This is a genomic window from Lactobacillus melliventris (genome assembly GCF_042679465.1).
Classification (GTDB): Bacteria; Bacillota; Bacilli; order Lactobacillales; family Lactobacillaceae; genus Lactobacillus; species Lactobacillus melliventris.
In genome coordinates this window covers 96,850-108,840 of sequence record NZ_JBHTMT010000005.1, presented here as the reverse complement: position 1 = coordinate 108,840, position 11,991 = coordinate 96,850, and the positions used below count along the sequence as shown (strand labels likewise).

The 11,991-nt window shown below is 32.9% G+C and carries 9 protein-coding genes; 5 read left to right on the top strand and 4 right to left on the bottom strand.

All coding sequences use genetic code 11. From position 1 onward, the window contains the following. Window positions 1–34: 34 nt before the first annotated feature. On the bottom strand, window positions 35–796 hold the full coding sequence (locus ACFQ32_RS06825; protein ID WP_046325312.1) for a DeoR/GlpR family DNA-binding transcription regulator: 762 nt from the start codon (window positions 794–796) through the stop codon (window positions 35–37). Window positions 797–988: 192 nt separating this feature from the next. Between ACFQ32_RS06825 and ACFQ32_RS06820 the strand changes: the two genes are divergently transcribed. The 5 genes from ACFQ32_RS06820 to hxlB are packed head-to-tail and all read left to right on the top strand — an operon-like array spanning window position 989 to window position 4,175. Further along, window positions 989–1,504, top strand: a complete 516-nt coding sequence (locus tag ACFQ32_RS06820) for an RpiB/LacA/LacB family sugar-phosphate isomerase (RefSeq protein ID WP_046325313.1) — start codon at window positions 989–991, stop codon at window positions 1,502–1,504. Between the two features lie 9 nt (window positions 1,505–1,513). Then, complete coding sequence (locus tag ACFQ32_RS06815; RefSeq protein ID WP_046325314.1) at window positions 1,514–2,872, top strand: PTS galactitol transporter subunit IIC; 1,359 nt, start codon at window positions 1,514–1,516, stop codon at window positions 2,870–2,872. 18 nt (window positions 2,873–2,890) lie between these two features. Then, a complete protein-coding gene (locus ACFQ32_RS06810) occupies window positions 2,891–3,178 on the top strand; it encodes a PTS galactitol transporter subunit IIB (RefSeq protein ID WP_046325315.1) in 288 nt (95 codons plus the stop codon). Further along, window positions 3,178–3,624, top strand: coding sequence for a PTS sugar transporter subunit IIA (locus ACFQ32_RS06805; protein WP_046325316.1), 447 nt, complete (start codon window positions 3,178–3,180; stop codon window positions 3,622–3,624). The genes ACFQ32_RS06810 and ACFQ32_RS06805 overlap by 1 nt, the downstream gene beginning before the upstream one ends. Before the next feature lie 8 nt (window positions 3,625–3,632). After that, window positions 3,633–4,175, top strand: coding sequence for a 6-phospho-3-hexuloisomerase (gene hxlB / locus ACFQ32_RS06800; RefSeq protein ID WP_046325317.1), 543 nt, complete (start codon window positions 3,633–3,635; stop codon window positions 4,173–4,175). A gap of 468 nt (window positions 4,176–4,643) precedes the next feature. Here hxlB and ACFQ32_RS06795 read toward each other — a convergent pair whose 3' ends face one another. The 3 genes from ACFQ32_RS06795 to ACFQ32_RS06785 are packed head-to-tail and all read right to left on the bottom strand — an operon-like array spanning window position 4,644 to window position 11,930. Next, the gene (locus tag ACFQ32_RS06795) at window positions 4,644–6,575 is read right to left on the bottom strand and encodes a BglG family transcription antiterminator (RefSeq protein ID WP_046325318.1); all 1,932 of its coding nucleotides are present in this window, start codon (window positions 6,573–6,575) and stop codon (window positions 4,644–4,646) included. A gap of 4 nt (window positions 6,576–6,579) precedes the next feature. After that, on the bottom strand, window positions 6,580–9,249 hold the full coding sequence (locus ACFQ32_RS06790; protein WP_046325319.1) for a glycoside hydrolase family 38 N-terminal domain-containing protein: 2,670 nt from the start codon (window positions 9,247–9,249) through the stop codon (window positions 6,580–6,582). A gap of 8 nt (window positions 9,250–9,257) precedes the next feature. After that, entirely contained in the window at window positions 9,258–11,930 is a 2,673-nt protein-coding gene (locus ACFQ32_RS06785) for a glycoside hydrolase family 38 N-terminal domain-containing protein (protein ID WP_046325320.1), read from the bottom strand. Window positions 11,931–11,991 lie beyond the last annotated feature (61 nt).

Genomic DNA, 11,991 nt, shown 5'->3' with positions numbered 1-11,991 from the left:
TTTTATGTTCTTAATTGCTAATTGTCTTTTTTACTTAAGAATTTTTTGCTTGAATAATATTAGTTAAAGAAGCCAAACTATCTACTTGAGCTTTCGAAATTACATTAGTTATTAAGGCAGTTATATTTTCCCAATTTGTTATTTGATAAAGACTCGATCCTTCAAATTTAGTAGAATCAGCTAGAACATATTTTTTATTTGAATGCTCTAATAAAAGCTTATCAACACCATAATCAGAATATGAAGGCGTCGTTGGACCGTTATGACCAGCAAAATTATCTGAACCTATAAAACACATATTAGCTTTTATACTATTAATTGCTTCATTTGTCCACCCTCCATAAACCGAGGATGATTTAGCTCTAATTTTTCCACCAAAAAAATAAAGTTCATTGTCTGAATTTGCTAACGCAGTTGCTACAGGAAAAGAATCAGTATAAATTTTTAAATTCTTTTTAGCTACTAATAATTTTGCCAACTCTAAAACTGTGCTACCTGACCCAAGAATAATCGACGAATTATCTAATATAAGTTTGAATGCTGCAACTGCTATTAATTTTTTTAATTTGATTTGCTTTTCTTGTCTCACAGTAAACGAGTTTTCAATAAGACTATTTAAGGCTGTCGCTCCACCATGTTCTTTAATAATGTAACCTTTTTGGTCTAGGAAAGTTAAATCTTTACGGATAGTCTCGTAGCTAACTGAAAATTCGTTTGAAAGGTGATGAACTGTAACACTACCTTTCTTTATGATTTCAGTTAAAATATCATTTCTTCTTTTATTCGTTAATTTCATTTATTTACTCACCTTTTAAACTTTTTACTCAAGAATATCATAGATTATAATTTTTGTTACTTCTATGCTATAAAAATTGGTTTTAATTGCTTTTAATTACTAAAAAAGTATATTTTTGCGGTTGACACCAATTAAAACAAATTTTATAATTGGCTTTGTAATAACATTAAGCGTTTACAGAAAGGAAATTGTATGAAAAAAATAGCAATAGCATGTGATGATATTGGTTTCGAGCGGAAAGAAGCCATCAAGAAATACTTGGAGGAAGAAAAGAATTACAGAGTCGTTTGGGATCCCGTTAAAAAGCCTGAAGATGGCAAGAATACTTTTGCTAAATTAGCTGATAAGATGGCAGAAGTTATTCAAAAAGATGAGTGCAGATTAGGTGTATATATATGTGGCACAGGAATTGGTTTTACTATGCAGGCTAATAAACACTGGGGTATAAGAGCAACAGCAGTAACTAATCCGTACTCTGCTAAAAGGGCAAGGTTAAGCAACAATGTCCAAATCATAGGCTTGGGAGCGAGAGTAAATGGTTTACCTTACATGGAAATGGTACTTGATGCTTTCTTAGATGAACCATTTGATTTTAAAAATTCCAGACCAAATTCTAGAGCAAACTTATTGGAAGCTAAAAAAGATGATGACCGTAATCTGAAAAAGCCTGATTATGTAGCTTGGAACATGGGCTTCACAGAAGAATAGGAGTTAAAAATGGAAATAATTACTCAATTTATTAATAATCTTGGTAACTTTATTTTTATTCCTTTAATATTTTTAGTGTTAATGAAAGCTGTAGGTCGGTCATGGGCAGAATCAATTTCTTCTGCCATGAAAGTTGGTATTGGTTTTATAGCTTTGACCATGGTCACTTCTTTCATGCTTGATAAAATGCAACCAGCAATTACTGGCTTAGCTAAAAGAACTGGCTCTTCATTGCAAGCAATTGACGTTGGTGGTGCAGCGACAGCAGTTATGGGTTTCGGCTCAAAAGTCGGAGCAGTTATAATTCCTTTGTGCGTAGGTATTAATATTATTTTATTACTGTTAAAATTGACAGACTGTATTAATGTTGATGTTTTCAACTTACACCAAAACGCCTCAATGGGCGCGATTGTATATGCTTACTCTGGTAATTTCTGGTATGGTTTACTTACCGCTGGTATTTTTCATATGTGGGCATTATTTATGGCCGATTTAGGAGCTAAGCAGAATGAAAAATTCTTTAATTTACCTGAAGGAGTTTCTATTTCACACCCCGTTGCAAATACATATATGATTTTTGCCTACCCTATGAATTGGATCTTTGATCATATTCCAGGAGTTAGAAAATGGAATGTCACTGCAGAAACAATTCAGAAAAAATTTGGCGTGTTTGGTGATCCTACTATTGTAGGTTTTATCATTGGTGTTTTCTTAGGATTTGCCGGTTATAGCTGGACAAATCCTAGCGATACAATAATTCAAAGTTTACATTTAGGTATGTACCTAGCAGCCGTTATGCTCTTGTTACCAAAAATGACTTCCATCATGATGGAAGGTCTTGTGCCTTTATCAAATGCTGTTCGAAAGAAAATGACTAAAGCCTTCAAAGGCCGTGATATTACAGTAGGTATGGATACTGCACTAGTAATAGGAAATCCTGACGTAATTGCACCAGCCTTGCTTTTAATCCCAGTCATCGAAATTATTGCAGTCTTTCTTCCTGGCAATAAAGTCATGCCGATGGGTGACTTATCCCAATTTGTATTCTTTATTGCATGTATGGTTCCTATTTTTCATGGCAACATTATTAGAACTTGGATTACTTCAATTTTAATGTTTACTCCAGGATTATATATAGCTTCTTGGATGGCCAAACCAACAACCCAAGTATTCAGAGAATTTGGCAGTGGTGCCAAAAATGGTGTTATGTATTCATCATTAAATCCATCAGCTAATCCATTTACAGGTTTGTTTGCTGAAGCTTCTCGTCTTGGCTTGTGGTCATATGTTGTGATTGCCTTGATAATAGTTGCTTTTGGTTATTGGCTTAAAAAGTACGAACGTAGACAAAATTCTTTAGCTAAATAGAAATTAAGGAGATATATCATGAAAAAAGTGTTAGTAGTTTGTGGAAATGGAATTGCATCATCTTCTGTTATGTTGGCAGAGCTACAAGATTATTTGAATGACCAAAGCGTTTCTGACGTGAATTTAGATAAAAAATCATTGATGGACTGCACAGATGATGTTTTCAATGGCTATGATTTAATCGTTTCATCCACTAAATTGGATAAGCCAAATGTTACAACACCAATAATTGTAGGAACTGCCCTTTTAACGGGTATAAATGAGGACTCAGTTTTAGAAGAAATAAAAGACGAGCTGACCAAATAATGAAAATCTTTGTACAATCAAATAATGATATTATTCCAGACTATCAAAAAGCTATCAAAATTGCTGGAAAACCGCTATTAGCTGAAAAATTAATATCTAATGAATTTACTAAGGCCTGCATTGAAAGGGAAAAAGATTTTCCTACAGGATTACAAGTTAATTCTGATTTAGGCATTGCGATTCCACATGGAAATCAAAACTTTGTCAACACAAGCAGTGTTAGCTTTGTTCGATTTTCTCATCCAGTAAAATTTGGTCGCATGGATGATAAATCAAAAGATGTGAAATGTAGTTTTATTTTTAATTTAGCTTTAGCAAAAGGTGATGAACATTTAACCATGTTACGTACCCTTATGAAACTATTTCAAAATAAAGATTTTCTACAAAGTGTTAAAAATAAGAAAGATAAAGAGTTAGAAGAATATCTTTATCAAAAATTGAATTAGGAAAATATATGGCATTTGAATTAAAAAAAATATGCGAAGAAATCAATAATGTTGATGATCCAGTAGATGAAAAAACTTTAAATAGAATCTGTCAATTAATAATAAATAGTAATCATATCTATTTTTCAGGTTCAGGTCGTTCAGGTTTAATGATAAAATCCTTTGCTAACAGGTTACTGCAATTGGGACTAGAAGTTAGCGTTGTTGGAGAAATTTCTTCTCCTCATACACATTCAAATGACTTATTAATATTTAATTCTGCTTCGGGAAAATCAGAGAAACTAATAGCCCAGGCGAAGATAGCAAAAAATAACGGTTTAAAAGAAATTCTCTTTACTGTTGATAACAATAGTCCATTAGCGCAATTTTGTGAAATAGTTGTGCAAATTAATGCCCAATCAAAATTTGAGCACAATAAATCTATTCAACCAATGGGAGCTTTGTTTGAACAGTTTTCACTACTTCTATTTGACAGCATCGTTTTGAGATTAATGAAAGAACTTAATATTACAGAGGAACAAATGATACAGAACCATGCCGATATTGAATGATTAAAATTTTAAACTCATATATAAATAAAAGTCAATAAATATTGGTATGAACCCCCAAAGTCTATGACAAATTTGGGGGTATTTTTGTAGTTAAAAACCATGGACTTTAAAACAATTTCCTTGATGATGGGTTAACTGAAGGTACTTTAACATATCTTAAAGATGCTTTGTGGTTTTGAAAAATTCAATAAATTCAATTAGGTACTACCTTTAGTACTATAATTAGAAACAGATACGATCAAGGCGAATTAACTTTAAATCAGGTTTAAATTTCAGTAATATACAAATAAAAAGCACAAGTTTTAAAATCCAAATCTTGTGCCTTCATTAATTATATAAATTTTTTTACTTATGTATTCACATCAACTAAGGAGTATTACGATCCTTTAAAATAAGTCAGAAAAATGTAGTAATGCCTGTTGACAAAAAGCCATTATTTTCTAGTTAATTATTTAAAATCATATCATCTCAATAACTATTTTGAATCAATTTACTGATTGCTGTTTTAACATCGTTAGGAGTAGAACTTTTATCAATAATTTCTCTAAATGTAGAATTAGTCTGTAAATCGACAATAAAATCAAATAATTTTTGAATACTTAAATAGTCCTGTCGAGCAATTGCTAATAAAAAAACGTATTTTACTTCATTTTTTTCATCCCATATAATCGGCTGTGAAAGACGTGCAAAACAAACCTTAGATTTATTAGTAGCATAGCCCAAAGAGTGCGGTATTGCAATTTTACCACCAATCGCTGTTGAATACATTTTTTCTCTTTCATATACTTTTTCTTTGAAGTCTTTATTAACAATCTTTTTTTGCTCTAATTTTTTAATTAACATATCTAAAAGTTCATTTTTAGACAATTTCGCCTTTAATAGATAAATATTATCTTCATCAAACAATTTATCAATTGCCCGGTATGGATTATTGAGTGATTTTAAATAATCTGATAATTGTAAAATATCATTGTGAAAATTTGCTAAATCTATTTGTATTACTGGAACGGCAGCATTGCTAATAGGTACCATTGAAATCAAAAAATCGTTATTATTTGCTTTGCCTTCTAGGTATTCATCATAAGTATAAGTACCGGTAATGTTCAAAAAAGCGGCAAACTGTGTTTCCAACTTTGCCCTTACCAAAACTGCAGTTGAGACTCCAGAACCACATATCAGTGCGGCATTTTTCTTTGAAGAACGATTGCCTTGTCTTTCAATCGAAGCACCAATATGAAGAGTTATAAAAGACAACTCATCGTCATCTAATTTAAGATCTAGCATGTGTTCCAAAATGGGAGCAGAATAGGCAGTTATTTCATAGGCATAAGGAAAAGTCGACAAGATCACATTTAATAATGGGTTTTTACGCTTACCATTTACTTTTTTAATCTTAACTAAATTCGTCAAATGTTGAATTAAATTCACCCGCAATTCCTGATCGTTTAAAAGGTTGATAGCAAATTCACTCTTAATATTTTGCAAAAAAAAGGTGACCGCTTTTGCAATACTTTCTTTAGCATTAGACTTATTGGTATAGATAACACATTCAGGAAAGTTTAATGCAAAGTGATATACCAAATCATCTTTTTCTTTTTGATTTAGTTTAATTTCAAATTCACTTTCTATTTTTACAAATAATTCTTTTAAATTTTGCAGCACATCCTTTTTGATATTTGCATGTGTACTTGCTTCCAAATGAAAGTTTAATTTGATTCGTGAAATAGTTAATGCGAAATGCAAAATAATATTTTTAGTGTTAATGTCAGAAATATGATAACTATAATGTCTTAAAAACGCATGGATAAGTTTTTTTAACTTATCTAGATCGACATTAGCTAAAATGGTTCTTTCTTTTTCAGTGAAGTCAATAATATAATTATCTGATTTTTTATTAATTAATTTTGCAATAATAAAGTTTCGTTTATCTGCTTCAGAACCTTTTACTCTATAAACATCATTTGATTTATTTACTTTAAGATTAAATTTACTAAATTCTTTTTTAATAGTTACAAGGTATGAAAAAAAGGTATTATCACTAATGAAAAACTTTTCCACTAAATCTGATAATTTTACCCTATCATTTACCAGTAAATATTGCTCAACTGCAGCAATACGCTCCTCTGACCTAGTAACCGGCAAATCACTTTTAGCAACTTTGAGTAACTTAGCTCTAGTTTCTGCATCTACATTTGTTAAATAAAAACCAGCACCCCGTTTATTTTTGATAGTCACCTTAAAAATAGTTAATTCCTTATTTAAAGCTTGAATATCGGATCTGATAGTCCTCGTGCTTACATTACACTTTTGTGCTAAAAAGGAGGTTGAAACGTAGCGATTGGCAGAATCATTCAATAAAAGTTCAAGAAGTTGTCCTAATCGTTTATAGGATAGTTTCAAATTATCACCTCATTTTCATTTGCACTTCTTTCAGTAAATACTTGCGCTTAACCTTAATCTTTTTTACTAAAGTAATCATGTCATAAGGCGCAATTTTAAAATCTTGTGCAATAATTTTTTCTAAGCCATCAACTTCAATAAAATCTTTATTTTTAAGATATGAAACATCTTTTTCTGTGTTAGTCATATTAGACAGACGCAGTACCAAATGTTTCTTTATTGTATAAGACAAATAAAGTGCAGAAACTTCAATGTCACTGTTAATATTCAGCCAATTTTCGTTTTTCTTAAGTTGAGGCAAAATTTGTGCAAACTCCACATCCCACAATTTGTTATCTAGTCTATTTACGAACAAATTATGTTTTTGCATTTGGTAACTGACTGAAGGAGAATACCATTTAGAAATAACTTGAGACAGTTTTTCTTCTCTTAATTGACTTCCGCTTGGAACATATAAGCCAAAATTAAACTCATTAACACCCAACTCTTGTGCCATTGGAGTAGGCATCATCACATGGCCAACGGATGTAGTGTCACCAGAAGCTCTACCTGGTCGCCATAATAAGTTCGGTTTCCCCAGCTGACCGGTTGTAGCCATTAAAGTAATAAAAAGTGAATCATCCTTTTTTTCATATTCTTTTTGACCTTCTCCTAAAAAGTACAATCCTACCTTTGAATTATTTAAACCGACACAACGATCAAAAATATAAATATTCACCGGTTTTTCAACAAATTCATCGTTCCAGTTATCAGCAATTTTTTCATTAGTTGTTTTTCTAAATCCACCCTGGATTTGTGCATGAACATTATCTGTTTCAAGACCAGTTTTCAATCTAAGTCTTAAGCGGTGAGAAAGAGCCTGATTATCCACTATCAACTTAGCTGATATCACTGGAGAATTAGCAACCATAGTCAAAGTAAGCTGGAAATTTACCGCTACTTGCTTCGCATTTTGACTGTTAGCTCTGTCCTCTAAATCGTAGGGTAATGACCAGGAACCACTTAATTGCAGTGTCTCGATGTCTTTTGCCTTAGCAACCTTAATTTTTCCCTGCCACGGAAGGCGCATTTCGCGATCATTTCTTAGCGGTGAAAAATCATATGTGTCACCATCATTTGCTTGATCATAAACACTGATGACATCCGTAAAAGTTTTATTTTTAGTAACTAAATTAAATTTGCCATCCAGATAATTAACTGTAGTTTCCTTATTTGCGATCGAACTGCCCTTTTGTAGACTAAGCTTAGGCACTACGCTCTCACTATTCTCAAAATGAATAACCTGATAGCCTAAGCCCTTCATTTCAACATGTATACTAACTTTTAATTTGAAATAGCCAGGTTCGTCTTTAAATTCATAACCATTAGGAGTTAACTGCATAATATGAGGTCTGGATTTGACTTCTTTGCAGTCCACAATGACTGCTTTATTTTGAGTTGGAAACTTAACATTAGCAGAACTAGAAATAATTTCTACGACTTTCCGCCCCTTAAAGCTATAAGGATCTGTATTAAAAACCAAAACGTCATGATCTGATAATGAAAGCCGTTGAGCCAACCTTTTCTTAATGTAATTTTCTAAACCGTCTGCTATTTCAAGAGCCTGTTTGTAGCGCTCATTGATGTCTAACGCCACGTTATCAGTAACACTGCCACCCATCGTATCGTGTGGTTGCACTTTGAACAACAATTTCCATAACTTAATAACTATGCCATTTGAAATTGGAATACCTGCATATTGGGCGATTACCATTAAAGGTTCCAAACGCCGAGTTATAACTTGCTCAAGTTTAAAGTTTTTACGTTTATTTCTAGATCTGACAGAGCAAATGGTTCTATGGACTCTGGAATAAGTGGGGTATCTCAGTTCTCCTTGAAACTCAGGTAATTTTTTCGTCCGCAATTTTTGCATAAATTCGGGGTATGAACTAATTACAACTTTATGTTTAGAATACTGATTTACTTGAGCAATTGTCTTTGAAAGATCATGAATTATATTCATTTGGTCTATGCCGGAAGGTACAAGGACTTCAGAATTATTGCCATGTAATGCTTCAAAATCTATCCCTTTATCCAGCCGGTTTTTGACAAAGTCCTTTAAATTGCGCTTTGATTCCAGATCTATTTGCCCAGTAAAATAGCCTAAAGGGAAATTGGCAGCAAATACTGCTTTTCCACCTAACGCTTTCCATTTAAAATAGACGGATTTAGTTTGTCTCTTAAAATTCGTACCGCGCCACGATAGAAAGTCATGAATTCCCACTTGATTTAAAATCATCGGTAAATTTGCGTTGAAACCAAAGGTATCTGGTAAATAACCTAATAGCATCGGTTCACCATAATTTTGTCTGGCATCTAAAATTCCGATAATCAGATTTCTTATTAAAGATTCAGCATTAGGGGCAAGAGCGTCTGTTTGAGTATACCAAGGCCCAATGAAGAGTTGTCCCCGATTAACTAATTTATGAATTCTACCTTTGGCTTCAGGATGAATCTCAACGTATTCATCTACAATAGACATCTGACCATCAAGAGTAAAATTAGCCTCCGGATGTTCTTCAAGTTCGTTCAATACTTCTGTAAATAATTGATCGCTCAATACCTGTGCATCTTGCGTAGTAAAGTACCATTCACGATCCCAATGAGTGTGATTAACAAAATATGCTTTAACCATAATATCTCCTAAAACTCAAAATAAATTGTCATAAACTTAGCGTGCCCAATTTTTGGTAAAATTACTTGCTTATTCTTAATTTTTAAATCTTGTAAAATACGCTTCCTTAAATCAACTAGTTGAACTATCTTTGGCTGTTTAGCAAACGTAATTTGTTCACTCACTTGGTGAAATTTGGGGTTATAGAGTCGTAAACAATATCCTAGACCAGACCTTGATCTTTCAATTGTACTTACTGTCAACTTGTTTTCAGTTTTAAATAAGCTAAATTCAGGTTCTAAAAACTGTCTACACAGATTCAGTGGAAAAGTTAGCCTACCGTTTAAAAATTCTGCATATTCATAGACTTGCAAAGGAGATTCGTAGTCTTTAACTTCATTAGCTAAATTTGACTGATCATAACTGGATTGTCCTGTAGTCAGTGCAAATTTAAATTCCAATTTATGATTTAATTGCGCGTTAGGCGTCGGGACTGTTTCATCCCCGGAGGCGCGACCAGGACGATATAATAAATCACTTTTGCCTAGCTTGCCAAAAGTGCGGAAAAGGGTCAATCTTATAACAGAATCCTTTTTACCTAGGCACTCATATTCTCTGACCGCTTGTGGAATAACAGCTATATTTCTTTTAGCATTTGAAAGACACACAAAGCTTTGCATTGTATTGATAGAAATTGGTTTTTCTTGCCATTTTTCTTGATTTTGCGCCCAATCTGCTAAGTCTTTATCTTTTGCAAGAGGACGTTTGATTGTGCCAAATTGAATATCTGCAATACTAAAATTAGTATCAAGTTGACTAGCAAAATCAACGCAGAGTCTGTGACTCAACGGCTTAGTATTGTCAACTTGAACTTTAAACTTAATCATTTTAGCGGAGTTGGTTAATTTAACAACCATTTTTACAGGCATATCAGTGTCAGTAAGACCTCGGCTTCTAACTTCTAAATTTTTAGGGACCTTAAAATCAAAAAGGATAATCAACTTATCTTCCAATTTACCATGAGATACCTGCACCTGATGTTTTTGACTAGTCGAATAGATTATTAAATCTTTTTTTGCAGGTGAATAATTATATGAATCTCCCCCGTCACCGTTTTCTTCTAGAATTGCTTGATTTGAATAAAGCTTTTTATTCAGTTTATCTAAAATATTCAAACTGCCATCTGTGTTAACAGAAATTTGATAATACTCATTTTCAATTTTCGTATCAGCAATTGCTAATTTATTTAACTCTATTTCCTTGTCCTCAAGTGGTATTAGGTAAAATTGCTTATAACCATAAGGCGGAATTTCACCAAAATCAATATTCAAGTTGATACAGTAAACTTTTTTCGGGGTATAAATATTTTCTCCCGGATTTAGTTGGATAGTAGCACCCTTTATCAAATTAGTGTTATCTTTGATTGAATTAATTTCGTATGCTATCTCATTGTTTTCATGATCGACAATCTTAAAATTGCGACTTGGAATATACAGAGTCTTATTAATTACTTCGTCTCTTACAAAGGGCAATGTATTAAATACTGTCAAAGTAATCGGATGCTTTTCACTTTTAATATGTGTAGAAATGAACCGTAAAGTCGAATCAACTAAGCTTTCAGCAGTATCTTTCACTTCCAGATACCGCATTTTTATCGCATTGTTAACTCTATCAGATACACAATTACCCATTGAATCGTGTGCCGCATTTTTACCCATTTTTTGCCACAAGCTTTTTATTGCTGCAAAAGGATAATTTAGACCAAAATAACTGCCCATGGACAAAACAGGCTGCACAACGTTAGTGAGATAATTTTGTAATTCCGTATTTAATTTTTTGATATCTGCTCGAGAAGAATAGATCGACTTGTGAACACGCATATCTTTGCCACAATCCTGCTCACCTCTAACCACTGCCATGTCAGGCTTATCTTTTTTCACTGCGTCAATATATTCTGGCAACGATGCTACCTTAAATCGGTATTCTTTCTCGTTAGCATCATTTAACTTTGTAATTAAATCTGGCAAGTCATGTCTTAATGGAGCCATATCTGAACCATTCGGAAATAAAATGTTATTTGTTGTTGCTTGTTGGACTACAGTTTTGAAGGGTTCAGTTTTCATTAATGCTGATAACTTATTTTCATCAATTACGCCCCCGATAAAATAGCCACAAGCCATGCGAAACACATTGATTCGGGAACCATCTTCACCCTGCCAAATAAATTCAGATTTTTTAGTGTCCGCCATTGAAAAGCCACGATATAAAACTGCATCTTTGATGCCAAAACTAGAGTATATTTGCGGCAAACTTGACTCTTGACCAAACGAGTCCGGTACATAAGCTACATTCATGTATCCGCCTAAATCGGATGCGGCACTTGTCCCGATTCTGAGGTTATTAATGATACTTTCACCAGCTGCCATGAACTGATCAGTTTGGGTATACCATGGTCCTAAGAAAAGTTTCTTTTCTTTAACTAATTTTTTTACACGCTCAATATCTTGCGGATGCCAAGATAAATAATCTTCAATTAAAGAAGTTTGACCATCTAATAAAAAGCTACCGTACTTTTCGTTTTTTTCTAAATGATCAATTACATCTTTTAAGTCTTTAATTAAATATGCTTTAGCTCGTTCTGAAGTAAAAAACCATTCTCTGTCCCAGTGAGTATGCGGGACAACAAAAACTTTTTTTATCATTCTGTCTCCTAAATAAAAAAACTATAGCTTAAAAGGAATATTTTCTTAAACTATAGTTTTA